The organism is Leptospira terpstrae serovar Hualin str. LT 11-33 = ATCC 700639 (assembly GCF_000332495.1).
GTDB lineage: Bacteria > Spirochaetota > Leptospiria > Leptospirales > Leptospiraceae > Leptospira_A > Leptospira_A terpstrae.
In genome coordinates this window covers 460807-479824 of sequence record NZ_AOGW02000010.1, presented here as the reverse complement: position 1 = coordinate 479824, position 19018 = coordinate 460807, and the positions used below count along the sequence as shown (strand labels likewise).

15 protein-coding genes are annotated in these 19018 nt (G+C 38.2%); 7 read left to right on the top strand and 8 right to left on the bottom strand.

The features are described from left to right. The first annotated feature begins 95 nt into the window (after positions 1-95). Positions 96-2084 (top strand): ATP-dependent DNA helicase, encoded by a 1989-nt coding sequence (locus tag LEP1GSC203_RS10660; RefSeq protein WP_002974542.1) that lies wholly within the window; start codon positions 96-98, stop codon positions 2082-2084. A 2-nt stretch (positions 2085-2086) separates the two neighbouring features. Beyond that, complete coding sequence (locus LEP1GSC203_RS10655) at positions 2087-2944, top strand: hypothetical protein (protein WP_002974236.1); 858 nt, start codon at positions 2087-2089, stop codon at positions 2942-2944. Here LEP1GSC203_RS10655 and LEP1GSC203_RS10650 read toward each other — a convergent pair. Continuing rightward, entirely contained in the window at positions 2907-3710 is an 804-nt protein-coding gene (locus LEP1GSC203_RS10650) for a hypothetical protein (protein WP_002974133.1), read from the bottom strand. The two genes, LEP1GSC203_RS10655 and LEP1GSC203_RS10650, sit on opposite strands and share 38 nt — an antisense overlap. Positions 3711-3769: 59 nt before the next feature. Beyond that, positions 3770-5074, bottom strand: coding sequence for an asparagine--tRNA ligase (asnS, locus tag LEP1GSC203_RS10645; protein WP_002973919.1), 1305 nt, complete (start codon positions 5072-5074; stop codon positions 3770-3772). Between the two features lie 55 nt (positions 5075-5129). On the opposite strand from asnS, the gene folD reads away from it, so the two are divergent. Genes folD through LEP1GSC203_RS10620 form a run of 5 tightly spaced genes read left to right on the top strand, consistent with a single transcriptional unit; the run spans position 5130 to position 10256 of the window. Continuing rightward, positions 5130-6005: a bifunctional methylenetetrahydrofolate dehydrogenase/methenyltetrahydrofolate cyclohydrolase FolD gene (gene folD, locus LEP1GSC203_RS10640; RefSeq protein ID WP_002973580.1), complete on the top strand. Its 876-nt coding sequence runs from the start codon at positions 5130-5132 to the stop codon at positions 6003-6005. After that, complete coding sequence (locus tag LEP1GSC203_RS10635) at positions 5989-6957, top strand: acetylxylan esterase (RefSeq protein WP_002974444.1); 969 nt, start codon at positions 5989-5991, stop codon at positions 6955-6957. The genes folD and LEP1GSC203_RS10635 overlap by 17 nt, the downstream gene beginning before the upstream one ends. Then, complete coding sequence (gene cysS, locus LEP1GSC203_RS10630; RefSeq protein WP_002974392.1) at positions 6954-8411, top strand: cysteine--tRNA ligase; 1458 nt, start codon at positions 6954-6956, stop codon at positions 8409-8411. Before LEP1GSC203_RS10635 ends, cysS begins: the two co-directional genes overlap by 4 nt. Further along, positions 8393-9166 carry a 23S rRNA (guanosine(2251)-2'-O)-methyltransferase RlmB gene (rlmB, locus tag LEP1GSC203_RS10625; protein ID WP_002974480.1) on the top strand — a complete coding sequence of 258 codons (774 nt, stop codon included), beginning with the start codon at positions 8393-8395 and terminating at the stop codon, positions 9164-9166. The genes cysS and rlmB overlap by 19 nt, the downstream gene beginning before the upstream one ends. After that, complete coding sequence (locus LEP1GSC203_RS10620; protein ID WP_002974300.1) at positions 9153-10256, top strand: esterase/lipase family protein; 1104 nt, start codon at positions 9153-9155, stop codon at positions 10254-10256. Before rlmB ends, LEP1GSC203_RS10620 begins: the two co-directional genes overlap by 14 nt. Before the next feature lie 11 nt (positions 10257-10267). Here the strand turns inward: LEP1GSC203_RS10620 and LEP1GSC203_RS10615 are convergent, their stop codons facing one another. Genes LEP1GSC203_RS10615 through LEP1GSC203_RS10590 form a run of 6 tightly spaced genes read right to left on the bottom strand, consistent with a single transcriptional unit; the run spans position 10268 to position 18847 of the window. Beyond that, the gene (locus tag LEP1GSC203_RS10615) at positions 10268-12004 is read right to left on the bottom strand and encodes a sodium:solute symporter family protein (RefSeq protein ID WP_002974173.1); all 1737 of its coding nucleotides are present in this window, start codon (positions 12002-12004) and stop codon (positions 10268-10270) included. Then, positions 12001-12768, bottom strand: coding sequence for an imidazole glycerol phosphate synthase subunit HisF (gene hisF / locus LEP1GSC203_RS10610; RefSeq protein WP_002974178.1), 768 nt, complete (start codon positions 12766-12768; stop codon positions 12001-12003). Before hisF ends, LEP1GSC203_RS10615 begins: the two co-directional genes overlap by 4 nt. Before the next feature lies 1 nt (position 12769). Further along, positions 12770-14236, bottom strand: coding sequence for an Asp-tRNA(Asn)/Glu-tRNA(Gln) amidotransferase subunit GatA (gene gatA / locus LEP1GSC203_RS10605; RefSeq protein ID WP_002973800.1), 1467 nt, complete (start codon positions 14234-14236; stop codon positions 12770-12772). Then, positions 14233-14517 (bottom strand): Asp-tRNA(Asn)/Glu-tRNA(Gln) amidotransferase subunit GatC, encoded by a 285-nt coding sequence (gene gatC, locus LEP1GSC203_RS10600; RefSeq protein ID WP_002974391.1) that lies wholly within the window; start codon positions 14515-14517, stop codon positions 14233-14235. The genes gatA and gatC overlap by 4 nt, the downstream gene beginning before the upstream one ends. A gap of 9 nt (positions 14518-14526) precedes the next feature. Then, entirely contained in the window at positions 14527-15927 is a 1401-nt protein-coding gene (locus LEP1GSC203_RS10595; protein WP_002973568.1) for an undecaprenyl-phosphate glucose phosphotransferase, read from the bottom strand. A 13-nt stretch (positions 15928-15940) separates the two neighbouring features. Further along, entirely contained in the window at positions 15941-18847 is a 2907-nt protein-coding gene (locus tag LEP1GSC203_RS10590) for an LPS-assembly protein LptD (protein WP_002973791.1), read from the bottom strand. Positions 18848-19018 lie beyond the last annotated feature (171 nt).

Here is a 19018-nt window from a genome sequence, read left to right as displayed (position 1 = left end):
GGCAAGGGATCCTCATCATGACTGTGTCACTTGTTTCTGTGATCAGTCTGACATTAGTTTGTGTTGTTCTTCTGTTTCGTAATAGGCATTAACGTTTGGACGTACAATCCGTTTTTACAAACAAACTTCCAAAACTTTGGAAGGATTATGAAGTTAGAAAAGAACAAATGGAAATGGCAACTTCCATTGAGTCTGCTTTTAATACCGGCTCTAATTGGGTGATTGAAGCTGGGACAGGAGTCGGGAAGTCTTTAGCTTATTTGATCCCGAGTGCCCTATTCTCAATAGAAAATGATTGTACGGTGGTTGTATCCACTGAGACTAAATCATTACAAGACCAACTACTCTATAAAGATATCCCTCTTGTTTCAGAAGCCTTAGGTGTCTCTGTGAATGCGATGGTTGCTCTTGGTGCTAGTAACTATCTTTGTAAACGTAAATACAATCGAGTGATGGAACGGGGAGATTTTGGACCCGAAATGGAATCTACTCTCCAATACTTTGTGAACTGGGAGAAACAAACCACTGCGGGAATTCGCGCGGAATATGATGGTTTTTTATCCAATTCCTTTTGGAACTCGGTATCTAGAGAGTCTGACAACTGTTTGGGGAGAAATTGCCCCAACTTTAGTTCTTCGTATTATTTTTTAGAAAAAGAAAAATGGAAAAAAGCGAATATCCTGATTGTGAATCACCATTTACTGGCAAGCCACCTTGCTGGTGATTTTAAAATCCTTCCTCCATTTTCCCAACTTGTGATCGATGAAGCTCATGCTTTTCCTGAGATTGTGGGTCGGGCTTTTGGTTCAGAAATTCGTTATGAACTTCTAATGAACCTACTCCACTATCTCTATTTTCCAGAAAAAAGAACAGGCCTTGTATTAAAGCTGAAAAACAGTGAAAAAATTATGAAGTCTGTAGAGGCTTCTATTGGTTATGCGAATGATCTTTTTCGGATGTTACTTTCCGCCATTCCCTTACAATTCAATCAGTTTTCGACTCGCCATACCGAAAGACTTAAATTAGATAATGGAGCCTTAGAAGATACTTTAGCCGACCTAGCTTCTCAATTAGAAAGCCTGCTTACTAAATATAAAAAAGATAGTGAGGATATGGAAGAGAAGGAAATGGCTTTGGGTCTTGAGATGGTTTCTGGGAACTTAAAGAAAGCCTCTTCTTTTTTAAATGACTTCCGATTGAAAACCAATCCCAATTTGGTATTTTGGATTGAACCTCCTCCCCAGTCTTCAAAAGATCCCTTTTATTATTTATTCTCCCAACCAAAAAATACAGACGAGATACTTGCGAACACTCTATTTCCGAATATGGACTCTGTGGTAATGACTTCGGCTACCCTTTCCCCAACAGCTGGAAATTTTCAGTATTTTTTAAAAGAAGTTGGAACAACCGAAGTGAAAACCAAAACCTTGGCTTCTCCTTTTTCGTATAACACTCATTCGCTTTTATTTGTTCCCAAACAAGTAGCAGACCCAGTTCAGGATCCCAAACGAAATAAAACGGATTTGTCTTATTGGATCACAAGGTTACTGAAACTATCGGAAGGGGATGCATTTGTTCTATTTACTTCCAATAAACTTCTTTCTGAGTTATATGAAGAACTCAAAAATCAAGTTCCCTTTCCTATTTTTTCGCAAACAGAAATGGGGCCAATCGCCGCCAAACGAGAGTTTCTTGCCAATGAAAAAAGTGTCCTATTTGGAGTTTCAAGTTTTTGGCAGGGTGTAGACATTAAAGGTGACAAACTGAGAAATGTGATTGTCACCAAACTTCCCTTCCAAGTTCCTACTGAGCCTGTATTGCAAGCTAAGATGGAAGATATGGAAAGAAAGGGGAAAAGTCCCTTTTGGGAAATGCAGGTTCCTAAAACATGTTTGTTACTGAGACAAGGGTTTGGGCGTCTTATCCGATCGCAATCCGATACAGGGATGGTGAGTATCTTGGATCCAAGGGTACACACAAAGTCTTATGGAAAAAACGTCTTGCAAAGTCTTCCAAAAGGAGTTCCCCTCATAACGGAATTTAACGAATTGGAAAGAAAATTCAATCTTTTGCCGAAATCTTAAATATGAAACGAATTTACCTTCTCCTTATTTTGTTACTCTCCGTTTCTCTTGGGTCAAAACCCATTGAAGATAAGGATATTTATGCATCCGTTGTCAACTGGACAGACCTATTCATTTCTTCTTCTGTAAAAGAGACCATACCCAAAATTGTTTTTGATGAAGAAGATCCCGAGTTTTCGGGAAAAAATACTGCCACAAGCCAGGGCAAAGCTCATTCCATGGCACGGAAAAAAGCCCGTGAAAAACTACGAGTGCGTCTTAGCCAAAGGTTAGAATCCATACTATTTAACGCAGATTATACTGTGTATGAATACACCCAAGTGAACCAACAAGCAAGGTTACGTTTAAATTCTTACATTGGATCAGAAAAAGAAGAGTATGATTTTCAATTTGTGAAAAATGTTTTGGAAGCAAAGGCAAGTTTACATATCAAAGGAAAAGAAGGAATTTTGGCTCACCTTCCAGTAGAATATGGTATTGAGTCTGTCCCTGAGTTTAGTGAAGAAGTGGTGCCGGTGGAGTTTTCGGGCCTAGTTGTGGATGCCCGCCATCTCAATGTAAAACGAGCCTTATTTCCAAAAATACAAACCGATCGTGGACTTGATATTTATTCTCCCCTCTATGTAAAAGAAGCGTATGCGATGGAAACAGGTTATATCGTATACAGAGAAGACCAAACAGGAAAGGGAACGGAAGCTAAAGTTGGAAAAAATCCTTACTTTGTTTTGGCATTAGGAACTGCGGGGAAAAACCAAACCGATCTTGTCATTCCTACAGACGAGGCAGCTAAACTTCTTAGCCACCCCGAAACTAGAAAGAATCTTACACGCTGCAGAGTTTTGATTTTAGTTTCTCGGTAAGAGATAAAAACATCTTTTCTGCTTTAGAATAATCACCATGAAATAGATAAGCAAAACCCATATCCTCTAAATCTTTGTGGTTTAGAGAGTTTGATTTAGCTTCTAGTTCAGAAATCTTTTTGTAAACTGAATCATACATCTTTCTTTTTTCTTCAAAACTTGGAAGATTCAATTTGTTCGGAATATTTTCGAAAATCAAATTGGCCTCTTTATGACGATCCAAAAAGAGAAGTGCCATACCCACAAGTTTATGAATATCGGAATCATTTAACAATTTCATATTGTCACGGAATACTTTGATCACTTCATCATAACGTTTTAGGTAATAGATACAAATCAGTTCTTCTTTGACAAAAGAGTTATCATTCCATTGTTTTTTAAAACGTGTGATAATGGATTTTGCATCTTCGTAGGCTTCTGCGCGAAAATAGATTTTGATCGCAGTTTGAATGATGGAAAAACAGAGAGGATTGGTTTGGGTCTTAAAATATAGGTTTAGGCTATTGCAAGCATCCGATGTTTTTCCAATCTCATAGTTTTGAATTGCATCTACTAATGGTGCAAGGCTTGAAATGCCTTTTGGTGCCGAGATCGTCGCTCTTCCCGTAAGTTCATACAATGCTAAATAACCAAGATGTTGGATATAAAAGTTCTCGGGATGGCGTTTGGCAAGGACCACGACGTCTTCGTTTGATCCTACCTCATATAGATCCCAAGCTTCTTGTTCGACGGATGTGTTTAAAACTTGGGTTGCTTGTTGTGCCATAAGGTACCTCTCTTTCCCTAAAAAGATCGGCCTTAGAGCAAAATTTCCCCTAAGAAAAATTAAGGACTGAGCCTGTAAATCATCCGAGGAAAAGGAATGCACTCCCGAATATGGGACAAACCACAAATCCAAGCAATCACTCGTTCGAGACCCATACCAAACCCAGCATGCGGAACCGAACCATATTTACGAAGGTCCAAATACCAAGAATAGTCCTCTGGAGGAAGGCCTTCTTCTTTCAATCGTTCGACAATTTTTTCATAGGATTCTTCCCTTTCCGAGCCGCCAATAATTTCCCCAATTCCATCCGGAGCAATTAGGTCTGCTGAAAGAACGGTATTGGCATTCTCTGGATTTTGTTTCATATAGAAGGCTTTGATGGCCCTAGGAAAATTTTGAATGAAAATGGCTGTTCCAAAATGTGTGGTGAGGATTTGTTCTCTGTCGGAATTGATGTCTTCTCCCCAAGTGATTTCTTCTCCTGCAGTTTGTAGGATTTGAATCGCTTCTCCGTAATCGACTCGTGGGAAAGGTTTAGATAGTTGTTCTAATAGTGGTGCTGGATCCCTGTCCAAAGCCTTTAGGTCATCTAGGGTACGTTCGATGGTGGTGCGAAGGACTGTCTTTACAAATCGTTCTTGTAAGTCTAAATTTCCTTCTTGGCCAAGAAAGGCGGTTTCTGCTTCCAACATCCAAAATTCGGTTAAGTGCCTTCTCGTTTTACTTTTTTCCGCACGAAATGTAGGACCAAAACAATAGACCTTGGAATGAGCGAAGGCAGCTGTTTCCAAATACAGTTGTCCCGTTTGGGCTAGATAGGCTTGCCCTAAGTCAAAGTATTCTGTGGAAAATAAGGTGCCTGCTGATTCCCCGATTGAGCCTGTCAGAATGGGAGTATCGATAAGGGTGTATCCATCATTTCGAAAGAATTCACGGATGGCAAAGGACAATTCGGAGCGAACTCTCTGGATGGCGAGTTGGCGTTTGGATCGTAACCATAAATGTCTATGGTTGTGCAAAAAATCAGGTCCATGTTCTTTCGGAGTGATGGGATACTGATTCGATTCCCCTACGATGGAGAGTGAATGGAGAAATAATTCCTGTCCACCTGGCGCCTTTGCATTTTCTTGTAAAACTCCCGAAACGATTAGGGAAGTTTCCTGCGGTAAGGTTTTGACCTGTTTAAAGATCTCCTCCCCTAAAAATTCTTTTTCTGCTACGACTTGGTAAATTTGTCCATCGGTACGAAGTTGCAGGAACTGGACATGGTTGTTTCCTCGGAGGCCTTGGACCCAACCTTGAAAACTATGTGTAGAAGTGGGATGAGGAGAATTGGATTGTGATGGATCTAAACTTGGAGTCATGGATGGTTTTTTCTGTTTGCCAGTTCAATTTTCTCTGAAATTTTGAACTTACAGAATGAAATCTAGCATCCTATTAGACGGTAAAGCGATTTCCGAAAAAATTCGAAATCGAATCGCAGAAACATTAGCGAAAGCTAAATCCGAGGGTAAGGGAATTCCTACTCTTGCCACTATCCTTGTCGGTAATAATCCCGCTTCCGAAACCTATGTAAATATGAAGGTAAAGGCATGTGAAAAAGTGGGAATGGGTTCACGTTACGTGCGCCTGAAAGAAGAGACAACCACCGAAGAGTTATTAGCCGAAATTAGAAAATTGAATTCCGACAGTTCCGTAAACGGAATTCTTTTGCAACATCCAGTTCCCCACCAAATTGATGAACGGTTGTGTTTTGATGAAATTGCCTTGGAAAAGGATGTGGATGGTGTCACAACCATCTCCTTTGGGAAGTTATCAATGAATAGCGAAGCATACTATCCGTGCACTCCGTACGGTATGGTTCTCCTTCTTCAGGAATATGGAATCGATGTTTCAGGAAAACATGCAGTAGTAGTTGGAAGGTCTCCTATCCTTGGTAAACCAATGGCAATTATGCTCACAAACCTAAATGCCACTGTGACTCTTTGCCATTCAAAAACCAAAAACCTCCCAGAGCTTATAAAACAAGCCGACATTGTGGTTGGGGCTGTGGGAAAACCTGAATTCATTCAAGCCGATTGGATCAAAGAAGGAGCGGTCCTTTTAGATGCTGGTTATAACGTTGGTAATGTGGGAGATATTGAAATTTCGAAAGCAAAAGACAAATCATCCTACTACACTCCCGTTCCTGGAGGTGTTGGCCCTATGACAATTTCTGTACTTTTACTGCAAACAATGTATAGTTTTTTAAATCAATTTTCTCCTAAGTTGGATTCCCATGCCTCAAACCGTTAGTTTTGATGAATGTTTCCAAACCGTACCAAAACTAGATCCTCCTACGGATTTGGATAGTTTTTGGAAGGATGGGATCGCAGAGTTAAAAAAAATTCCAATCAAGGCAACTTATAAAACCGTTTTGAAAGGATCCTTTATTTGGGAATCTCTCAATGATGTGAGTTTTCAAAGCATCGACAATCATGTGTTACATGGAAAATTGGCGATTCCTAGAAAAAGAGGAAACAGGCCAGTGGTTGTTTATTTCCATGACTATTTGGCCATTCCAGAAGAAATTCAAAAAGGATATTCTGATTTAGGAGTCGCCCAACTTCATATCACCTTAAGGGGACATGGGGAAGAAATGATCCATGCACCGATAGATCCTACGACAGGAAAAGCTCCTATCGGTTGGACTCCGAATTATTTTGCACATGGACTTGACCAAAAGGAAGAGTTCTATATGCGTAAACTTTATTTGGATGTGATTCGAACCATTGAGTTTTTACGATTAACCGATGGAATTGATGGAGACCAAATTATTTTACATGGAAAGTCAATTGGTTCAGCACTTTCCGTGTTTGGCGCGGCTTACTCTGATCGGATCAAAGGATTGATTTTAGAAACTCCATCTTTTTGTTATATAGATAAAGATCAAATTTCTTTAAAAGGAAATCCTTGGGTTCGAGAACTGACACCCTTTTTAGAAAAGAGAGCTACTAAGAAAATTGATTATAAAAAAGAATTATCTTATTTTGATGCATTGAACTTTGCAAAAAAAATTAAAATTCCAGCCCTTGTTTCCTGTGGAATGGAAGATGTAATCTCTCATCCTAAATCCACCTTTGCCTTGTTTAATCATATGAATTGTGACAAACGAATGCAGTTATATCCAACCGAAGGAAATGAAGCGGGAAAAGACAAACAACCCCAAGCAAATTTAGAATTTGTAAAAGAAATCTTTGCCCTATGACTCCTATTCCTTTCGTTTTTCAAAATTCTAAGTCTGGGAAAAAAGAAACTTTTTTACCAAAGGATAATTCCAACGTTACGATCTATTCTTGTGGACCCACCGTTTATAATTTTGCACACATTGGGAACATCCGATCATTTTTATTTGTGGATGTCCTTCGCCGTGCTCTATTGTTAGGTGGCTACAAGCTAAACCAATCGATGAATATCACTGATATTGATGATAAAATTATCAATGAATCGATCAAACAAAAAGTGAGTATTGAAGAATTTACGAAACCTTGGACCGAAGCTTTTTTTAAAGATTTGGAATCATTACATGTTCAAAAGTTAGAACATTATCCGAAGGCAACGGAATCGATTGAGGATATGGTAGGTCTTGTGGAAAAACTAAAGACCAATGGCCTCGTGTATGAAAAAGATGGAAATTTATACTTTTCGATTCAAAAATTTAGTCGGTATGGGGAACTTTCGAAAATTGATGTTTCGGGAATGAAATCCGGTGCGAGATATGATGCCGATGAATATACAAAAGATGATGTAAGAGACTTTGTCCTTTGGAAAAATCAAAAGACAGAACAGGAAAAATGTTGGCATACTAGAATTGGAACAGGACGGCCAGGTTGGCATTTAGAATGTTCTGCTATGATTCGAAAAGTATACGGATCTGGAGTGGATATCCATACCGGTGGGATTGACCTTTTATTTCCCCATCATGAAAATGAAGCAGCGCAAAGTATGGGAGCCTATCCCAATGAAGAGTTTGTAGGAACCTGGCTTCATTGTGAACATCTGTTAGTTGATGGGGAAAAGATGTCGAAAAGTAAGGGAAATTTTTATACCTTACGAGATATTTTAGAAAAGGGTTATGATCCGAATTCCATTCGTTATCATTTAATTTCTTCACATTACAGAAGTAAGTTGAATTTTTCTTTAAATAAACTGGAAGAATCAAAAGTTGCAATGGATCGGATTCAAAATACAATTTATCGTGTTTTAGAAGCTGGTCAATTGTGGGACAAGGTTCCGAAAGGTGTTGAAATGGGGAATTTTACAATTCCTGAATTACAGAATTTGGACTTGGATTTTATTTATTCACTTGCGGATGATTTGAATGTTCCGAAAGCTCTTGCAACTGTTTTTGAACTAGTTCGTATTGTGAACCAGTATCTAGACACAAAGGGAAATGAAGCAGAAGATAGTTTTTTGTTAGAGTCCATTCAGCTTTTTTATAAAATCAATGAACTCTTTGCTGTGTTTCAATTTAAAAAACAAATTCAATCTTTAGTTGGAATTTCAGAAGATTGGATTTTGGAACAAATCGAAAAAAGAAAAACCGCCAAACAAAACAAAGATTTCTTAAGCGCCGACAAAATTCGTAAAGAGTTGGAAGAAAAAGGAATCCTTCTCGCTGATACAAAAGAAGGAATAACCACATGGAAAAAAGCCCAGTAGAAATACTTTTTGGGAAACGCAATTTTTTTGAATTTTTAGAGTCTTTGGACCAAGTCGCTCCCGAACGTGGTATCAAAACCATCCGGGAAGTGATTATAAAGGATTCCCTTGGAAATGAAGAAAAACAAAGGATACGTCAGTACATCCCAAACTCTATCAAATTTACAACTGTTTCCACTCGGGAACTAGACCGAATCGCTTCTGATAAAAATCACCAAGGTTATGTGATCATACGCACCAAACAAAAATCGTTTTTGTCACTCGGATTTGAACAGTTCAAACAGAATGTCAAGGTGGGTGAAGGACCAATTTTGATATTAGACCGGATTCAAGATCCAGGAAATCTTGGAAATATACTAAGAACGGCTGAATGTATGGGCGTAAAACACGTATTAATGTCTGATCGTGATACGTCACCAATCACTCCTGTTGTGGAAAAAGTATCTGCAGGAGCGGTACATCATTTGCAAATTTACCGAGTGGCAAACCTGATGCATGGGATGGAATACCTCAAAAAAAATGAATACTGGATTCTAGCAACTGACGAAGAAGGAGAAGAAAACATTTGGGAAACTTTACCAGAGGCAACGCAGATGGCTGTGATTATGGGGAATGAAGGGGAAGGAGTGAAACGTCTACTGTTAGAAGAAGCAGATTATGTGGCTCGGATCCCGCTTTTTGGTTCAGTGACTTCACTTAATGTGGTTGTTGCTTGTGGAATCACGTTGGATCGGATTCAAAATGTTTCGCGTTAGGCGAAAGTTCGTATCTTTTATTTTCTCTATTTTGATTGGAATTGTTGCATTCCAATCTTGTATTTACGATTTTTATAGAAAAGAATTTGTATCCGAAGACAAAAAAAACGATGAGGCGTTGTTACTTTCGTTATTTGGATTACTTCCAAATCCTAACCAAAAACTATATGGTTTTTATCCCGGTTTTTCTAGAAGCCTATCTGATTCTCAATTTGTTACATCTGAGTTTTTTCCAAAATCATCTAAAAAGAAAATAGTTTTTATTCATGGATGGAACCCAGCAGAGAGAGATTCCGATCCGATCACAAATGATGAGAAAAAAATTCAAAACATAAAAAATACTTTTTCTAATGGAATGGTTCATTTTCAAGAAGGAAGAGCTTCGGCAAATGCTGAGTTTGATCTCTATTTATATACTTACCGCACATCCAATAGTATTTTAGTGAATGGTAGACAATTTTACGGAACACTTCGTTCTAATTTTACCGATTCTGACCAAGTGTATATTGTTGCACATTCTATGGGTGGGCTTGTCACTAGAGTGGCCCTGGCTTCAGAAACAGGATCTCTTCCTTTTGTAAAGTTGGTAGTGACTTTGGCAAGTCCACAATTTGGATCTCCTTTTGCTACTCCTAGTTTTATCGGAAGTAATCCATTTTTAAATGATTTAGGTAGTTATCTTGTTGGAACCCAAGGGGGATCTGAGTTGGGTTATACCAATCAGGGTTCTGGACAAACTGTAATTTCTGGGGCAGAAAACTTAGTTTTAGATGTATTGAATCAATCTTATCTAAACTTTAACTTAAATGGAAAATTTATTAGTTTTGCAGGCGTTATGTCAAATTGTACAGTCGGTGAGACATTTTACTATAACACCGGTTGTAATATTTTAACTAATGCTGGATTTACTCAGTCAGATGGCATTGTTCCTCGCAATAGCGCAAGGCTTGGAAATTTATCATATAAACAAATTGATATAGCGGATTGTGATCATTCCATGATGGCTTTCCAAACTACAAATCCAGACAACGCCAAAAGTTTGAATCTATTTACGCAAGTGATTACGGAAATTCGCAATTCACCTTATTAAAATTTTTTGGTTTAATGGTTGGATCGTTCTTGTAAGGACTTGATCGATAAATACAATCCAACGAGCCCTAATAGAAAAACGGGAATTCCTATAAATAAAAACCCTTCCTTCCAAAGAATACATTGGACTGTATACAAACCACCAAATACAAAACAAAGACCGGATAGAGTTCCTAGTAAAGAAATACCTAATCGATTATGGTAAATAGTTTGGGTTCGGTTTGGCTCCTCTTGAAAAAGACCCTTCCAAAAGAAAAAAGGCGGCTTGGTAGTCTCATAGAACTGGATTAAAACTTTTCGATCCGTAATCGGTACTATATATGTAGATAAAATCAATAATACACTTGCAGTGATTGATGTGTATAGAATGGAATAAGGGAATTCTACCTTCAGGTAAACCGAAAATAGTAAATACAAAATTGGAGATAGGATCAATGCTAAAATTTCTGTCCAAGCCGAGATCCGCCAAAAAAACCATCGAGCAATTAAGATAAAACCTATACCAGAAGATGCCTCAAGTAAAAATACCCATGCCCCTTTGATGGTCTCCATCCCATAGACTGCTAGAAAGTAAGAGCTAATAGCTGTTAGAATTTGAATTCCATAAGATACTTTTAAATAGTAAGAATCGGTCCTTCCCTTTTCAATCATAGGTTTCCAAAGGTCATTGACTAAATAAGAGGCTCCCCAGTTTAAATGTGTAGCTAATGTAGAAAGGTAAGCAGCAAGGAAAGCACTAAGCATAAGCCCCAACATTCCGTTCGGCATTCCTTCTTGTAGTACCATAAGAAAGCCCTTTCCACTTTCTACTTCCGAAAGGTTTGGATAAAGGAAAAGAGATACCAGTGCCACAAGAATCCATGGCCATGGACGAACAAAATAATGGGCAATGACAAACCATAGGGAGCCTTTCAGCGCAGCATCTTCGTTTTTGGTCGCAAGAATGCGTTGGGCAATGTATCCACCTCCCCCAGGTTCGGAACCAGGATACCAACTGGACCACCAAAGGACAGTTAGAAGAATTATAAAATGATCCCAAGGAAGGGTACCAGAAGTTCCATTGGGAAAAAATAAAATTTTACTGCCATCTAGTTTGGATTTGAGACCTTCGAGACCACCAATTGCTGGTAAGTTGATTGCAAAATAGGCAAACAGAATACAACCCATCCAAGCTAAAAAGAATTGGAAAACATCAATATAGGATATACCTTTAAGACCAGCAATGGATGTATAGAAAACACCAAATAACAGTAAATAAATGAGAATATGAGATGAGGTCCATAGTGGAAAAAAAACAGGAATGATTTTTAACATTGCTAGATTGACCCAACCAAGGATGACTAGGTTCAGTAAAAAGCCAATGACAACGGCTTTAAATCCTCTTAAAAAATTTGCTTCCTTGCCACTATAACGTAGTTGGATTAACTCCAAATCGGTCGTGGCACCAGATCTTTTCCAAAGTTTTGAAAAGAAAAATACGGTAACAAATCCACCGACAGACATATACCACCAAATCCAATTCCCAGCTATTCCTTGTCCTCGGATGATCTCTGTTACAGCAAGAGGAGTATCCGCAGCGAACGTGGTTGCCACCATAGCGGTTCCTGCCACAAACCAAGACAAACTACCTTCTGCTTGGAAGTATTCTTTTGTGGATTTTTGTTTGGAACGAAAGCGATGTAGGATGAGGATAATGACAATAAATGGAAAAATAAAAAATAAAAAATCTAGAAAATGAAAAGCAATCATAGTCTCACTTTGATTCCCATCTCTTTCATTGTTTGTTTAGTTTCTTGAATAGAAAATTCTCCAAAGTGAAAAATTGAGGCAGCAAGAACTGCATCAGCACCACCGCGTAGAATCACTTCAGCCATATGTTCAGGATTACCTGCACCACCAGAAGCAATGATAGGAATGGAAAGATTGGACGTGAAAGATTTCATTAGTGTTATATCAAATCCATCTTTGGTTCCATCTTTGTCCATTGAAGTGAGAAGGATTTCACCTGCTCCCATTTCAAAAGCTTCCCTTCCCCAATCAAGTGCCTCTCTTCCTGTTTCTAATCGTCCACCATTTAAGTAAACTTCGTATCGTTTTCGTTCTGGATGAAATTTGACATCGATTGCGCAAACGATGCACTGGGAACCGTAAATTTCACTAGAATCTTTGAGTAGTTTGGGATTTTGGAAAGCACTGGTATTGATTGAAACTTTATCAGCTCCTTTATTTAATACTGCCTTTACGTCCTCAATGGTGCGAATTCCTCCACCCACTGTGAAAGGAATGAAGAGTCGATTGGCCACTTGTTCTACTAAATGCAAAAGGATATCTCGTTTATCAGAAGAAGCTGTGATATCTAAAAAGCAGAGTTCATCTGCTTTGTTTTCTTCATAGGCAACCGCACAAGATACGGGATCACCGGCATCAATTAAGTTTACAAACTGTACTCCTTTGACTACCCTTCCCCCTTTGATATCTAAACAAGGGATCACTCTTTTGGTTAGTTCATCCATGTTAGGTGATCTCAGTGGGAAGTGCCAATTTGCAGATTTCTAATTCTGAAACTGATTTTGCATAACTTAGTAGTTTTGTTTCATCAAAATGAGATGATGTGATTTGTAGACCAATCGGAAGACCAGAAGAATCAAGTCCTGCCGGACAACTGATGGCAGGAACTCCGCTTAAGTTTACAGATGTTGTCAAAATATCTGCTTGGTACATCTGAATTGGATCTTTTGTTTTTTCACCAACTTTGAATGCTGTTGTAGGAGATGTTGGTTGGAAAATGATATCTACCGATTTAAAAAATTCTGCATATTGTTTTCGGATGAGAACTCTTGCTTTTTGTGCTTTGCCATAATAAGCATCATAATAACCAGAACTAAGGGAAAATGTTCCCAATAGAATTCGACGTTTGACTTCAGGTCCAAACCCTGCGGTTCTAGATTCAGAATACAAATCTTCCAATTTTCCAGCCCCTTCTTTTCGTAGTCCGTAACGGATTCCGTCAAAGCGGCTTAAGTTAGAAGAACATTCTGCAGTGGCAATCAAATAGTAAACGGGAATCGCATACTTTAACAATGAAAAATCGAGTGGAACTAGTGTTGCTCCTTTGGATTTTAATTCATTTAATATATCCGCATAACGTTTGTTTACATCGGGTGAAAAATTAAATTCCTCTGCTTTCATGACTCCAATTCGTTTGCCTTTCCAATCGATGGAAGATATAGAATTGGCTTCAAATGGATTTACTTTCGCAGTAGTTTGGTCTTTATGATCGAGCCCAGAGATAATCTCTAAAAGGTCGGAGATCCCTTGTAAGTCATTGGAAAATGGACCAATTTGATCAAGACTGGAAGCATAAGCTACAAGTCCGTAACGAGAGACTCGTCCGTAGGTTGGTTTTAATCCCCAAATTCCACAGAGTGCTGCCGGTTGGCGGATGGAACCACCTGTGTCGGAACCAAGAGAAACAGGTAACATGGAGGCGGCAACTGCTGCCGCCGAACCACCGCTAGACCCACCTGGAATTCTGTTTGTATCAAAAGGATTTCTTGTGGTTTGGTAGGCGCTATTTTCTGTAGAGGAACCCATTGCAAACTCATCCATATTCAAACGAGGGAAAAAAACAAATCCTTTGTCTTTTAGTCTTTGGATGACAGTGGCGTCATAAGGAGAACGAAAGTTTTCTAGAATTTTCGAAGAACAGGATGTGATCTCACCTGTAATACAAATATTGTCTTTGATTCCAATAGGAATTCCATCAAATTCAGAAAGTAATTTTCCTGACTTTCTTCTTCCGTCACTTTCCTCTGCTTGTTTTAAAATTCGATCCTTGTTCAATTCAAGAAAAGCTTTTACTTTGGAATCGGTTCCTTCAATTCGATTGATATAGGCAGAAACTAAGTCTGTTGATTTTAAAGACCCATCATTTAATTTGGTTTTGATTTCGGAATAGGTGAGAAAAATTAAATCTTTCATGTTTCAATTACCTTAGGTACTACAACGTATCCATTTTCGTAGGAGGGAGCAATTTTTGCTAAATCATCTCTCTTTAAGCCGTTTTCAGCCAAGTCCTTTCTCAGTTCATAAAATATCTGTTCATAAATTTCATCATCACCTACACTGGTTGTGTCTAGGTTTTTGATTTCGTCAACATATTGTACAATCCGAGAAAAGTCATTTAACATAGACGATACTTCCGAATCCTCAATGTTCAATTTTGCCAAGTTGGCAATGTTCTTTAATTCTTTTTCATCCATAATGTTTCCTCAGTATGCATTCCTATCTATAATTGCTTTCAAGGGAGTGAGTAAAATGATTTTGATATCGAGGAGGACTGACCAATTCTCAATATAAAAGATATCTGCCTCGATTCGTTTTTCGATCGAAGTGTCACCACGAAACCCTTGCACTTGTGCCCAACCAGTAATCCCTGCTTTTGCCGCATGGCGTCTCATATATTGTTGGTGTTCGTTTCTAAATTTCTCTACATAAAAGGGACGTTCTGGTCTTGGCCCGACAACTGACATATCACCGAGCAATACATTAAAAAATTGGGGAGTTTCATCTAAAGATAACTTTCGAAGAACTGCACCTACTGCAGTCACTCGCGGGTCATCTTTCACTGTCCATAATGTATCAGACTTTTCCTTTGCTTGGACTACCATAGATCGAAATTTGATCATTCCAAAAACTTTATTGTCTAATCCTACTCTTTCTTGTTTGTAAAATATTGGACCTTTACTTGTTAATTTAATCAGAAATGCAATGAGTAAGTAAAATGGACTAAATAACAAAATAAAAAACAAGGAAAACAAAATATCAAAAGTTCGCTTTAAAACTAAATTATAACCGAGTCTTAGAGGAATATTGCGAATCGAAATAATAGGAATTCCATCTAGAACTTCAACTCTTCCTTTTGCGGTGACAATTTCTTCATAACTGGGAATAACTTTTAAATCAATCCCATGAAAATCTGCAATATCAATGACTTCTTTAAGTGAATCACCTTCTTCATGAGACAAGGCATATACAATTAAATCAATATTGTTGTTTTCCACATAAGATTCTAACTTTTGTGTCGTCGTGACAGTTTGTATTTTTTTAGTAGAAAGATTCTTTTTTCCTGCAACAAATCCCTGAACCATATAACCATAGATAGAATGTTTTTTGATGGTTTCGGAAAAGTTAATCGCTGATTTTCCTGTTCCAATGATGAGAACTGACTTTAAATTAAACCCTTTGCTACGTAAGTACTGCATAAAGGAACGTAAGATAAAATGGGAAAACGAAGTGAGGATAACCGTACAAATAGCAAAATAGCCAATTACCAATCGGGAAAAACTTTCTCCTCGAAAGAAAAATAAAAGAGAAAGAACCACAAGTAAATTGAGGATTACTCCCGTTATGATGGCAAATAATTCATCAGAAAAAGACAATCCTCTTCTTGGATGGTACAAGTCGATGGAAAGGAATGATAAGACTTGTGAAAAACCGAGCACAACACCCAAAATCAAATAATTTACTGGATCAATGGTTTGGATTTGAAAAGCGGAATCAGGTAAAAGATAATAACGGATGACGTAAGCAAATATAAAACTCGTTAGAGCTATAAAGAAATCTGTTACGAGGAATAGGAGTTTGAAGGATTGGCTTCTTTCTTTTAACATTTTTAACTCAAGTTTAGTCCGTTAAGTCTGTTGAGGTTCCGTCAAGGGGACGTTTTCGAAATCTATACAATCGCACTCTTGTTGCTTGCGCAGATGCAGAATCTCCAAAACTGAAATTGGTTAAGTTTACAGAGAAATAGACGGATTGGTCATAAAAAGTCAATTGGTTGTTCATAGTCAATCCTCCAGGAAGTGCTCGTAAATTCATACTATATCCTAAACGGTATTCCCAATTGTGTAAATCGAGTTTTAAAGTCATCATAAACCGATTGATGTTGAAAACGGTTTTCTGTCTTTCTGTTTGGCCTTGTGCGCCAGTTCCCGCAGCCAAGTCTTCCCATATGGTAGTTTGGTCATAATTGGTTCCTGTTTGGGAAGTATACAATTCGGGGCTTGTATTCATTGCATAAAATTGACCTTGGGCGAGTGCTGTGAGCCGCCAAGGTTCAGTGACACGTGAATCAAGTTCTAATTCTACACCAGAATATCTTGTAACTTTCACATCTGTTTTAAAGAAAAATCTGTAACTATCTAGGTAACTATCTTTATATACATGATACCAAGTTGATCCAACTTCCAAACTTCGAAAAGCTCGGATGATGGGCCATGAGAACCCACCCATTTTATAGGAGACTGTTAAGTTATTTGATAATGATCGATTTTGAGGTGTATGATGTACATAATCATTGTTAATAAAAACACCTGAATAAAAATTACGTTTTCTTTCGAGTAAACTTGGTCTCCGAGTTGTAAATCCATCCACAAAGTCAAAGAAACCACCTACTCTCACTACTGTATAATACCATCTTTGCATATTGGTAAGGCCAGGATTGTAAGCTGAGGAAAATTGTCGTAGGTCTCGGACGGTTCTAACAGAAATATCCCAATCGTTCAGTGCATAACTTTCTAATGCAAACTCTGCTTCATGTTGTCTTAAATTTCCTAGAATTGGATCTTTTGCTTCCGCTTTGTCCGCATCCAAACGTCGATAGGTTGAGGATAAAAATAATTCAGGAATTCCCAATCTGACTGTATGAGATTGTCTTACATACTGATAGGATTGTTGTTTCAAAAGTGTAGCGTATGCTTTGTTTACATCTCGATCTGGACTGTTTAAGTCATTCCCTGATCCAGGAAATTCTACTGTTTGTTTTGTTGCGCCCATATAAACAGATGGAGTAAAAGACATATAAGCACCCATTGCAATGGGTGAACGTATTCCCGTTTCTCCTATGACATTGGTTTGTGATCTTAAAACAAAATCTTGATACTGACTTCTTGGATCCACAACTCCAGTTGTTGGGTTTGTTCTTTGTTGAGGAACACCATAGATACGGTTGATATTTGTTTGGAAAAGTAAGTCCCAGTAAATGGGACTTGTTGTTCCAGGAATCGTTCCTATGTTACTTGAATTCCTTATCGTTACGGCGGGTAAAGTATCTTGAGCTGCAAAGTATTGGTTTGCTTGGATTTGGTAAACAAGGGTTCGACTCATCGAAATCCCAACGCTGAGATCACCGCGGTTCTCTGTATAATTTAAGTTCCAGTTAAGTAAGTTACGAATTAGACCAAACCGAACATCTCTATATGTATATAAAGATTGTAATGAATTTGATGGTTGGTATCTGTTCCCAAATTCATAATCAAATTGTCGGTTACTATAATTTTCGTATTGAATTTGTACGTTTCTTGTGTAGTCACGAGAAAAATCATTAAATTTTGCATTTAAACGGAGATCAGTTTTCCACCATGGATCGTAATTAACACCTGTATTGCGATAAGGTAACCCAGTGTTTGGAAACAACTCTCCGCGATCAACATTATTCGTTACAGCTACGTTTCCAACCCCTAAATTTCGAAACCGATCTTCATAAACAGGAGTAATGGCATTGTTTTTATAATTTGCATAACCCAGATTGATATTGTAATTCAAAAATGGAGAAACTTTCCACATCTCTAATTGGGCGGCTTGACCCGTTTTTTCATAAGCATCAAATCTGAATTTATATCCATTGGCAAGGAAGATACTATTTGGATAAGAATCGGACCATTGATAAGAGTTTTGCCAAAACCAACCTTGGGTATTGTTTTTACCGAATTGTGTTGTGACTCCGTTTCCTGATTCGGAATTATATAGAACAGGAATCCAAAACAAGGAAGTCCCACCTACTTTATAGGAAACGCTATAAGCAACTACCGACCTATCATCGTGTATAAATATTTTTCGAGCTTGAAACGATTCGTGAGGTAGTTCCGCATTACAAGCGGTAAAGTATCCCATTTCCAAAAGATAACGTTTTTCATCTAAACGTTTGAGTTTTTGGCCAATAAAGTGCGAGGGAAACATACTGAGTTTGGAATTATAAACAACACCTTGATTGATCTTTAAATCATAGATCATCCGGTCGCCATTTACTTTTGCATTTCCATCTTTGTATTCCACTCCACCTTCTGCATAAATTTCTTGGCGATTGGCATCTATGGAAACAGAATCAGCGACTAATTCTCCAGACCGTATTTTGAGTCGAACTTTTCCACGAAGAACAAGAACTCCACCTTTTGTTTTATCAATATTCAAAAGTTGACCTTCGGCAGCATTTTGGATTTGGATGGGGGGTCCTTTTTTGGATTGCGAACTCAGTAAGGACTCAGGAGTTAACGTCTGTTCTTCTTCGGGAACGAGAGCTTCTCTGAGTCTTTCTCTTTTCGAATAGATGGTTCCTGCTGGACTTAGTCCTAAATTACGAAGGTTGTCTTCCACTTCTCTATCAGTCATGGAGTCTACTGACTTTCGGACGAGACCTCGTTGGACTTGGGCTGTGGTTAGTTTTCTTTCTTCATCTTGAGCATTTTTAGTTGCTCCCGCTTGGTCCGGAAATAGGAGTTTTAACCCGTTGATATCCTGCGCCAGAATTTCCATTCCGAAGAGAAAACCATAAAATAATATGAGAAAACGAATGGATTTTTGCACAGCGGGCTTTGAAAGTATAGAACGAGAGTTTTACACCGGTCGAAAAAATCAATGGAAAACCAGGCAGAATTTCGGACTCGAATCCCGTATTTTATCGGAAAAAGAGGTTGCGAAACTATT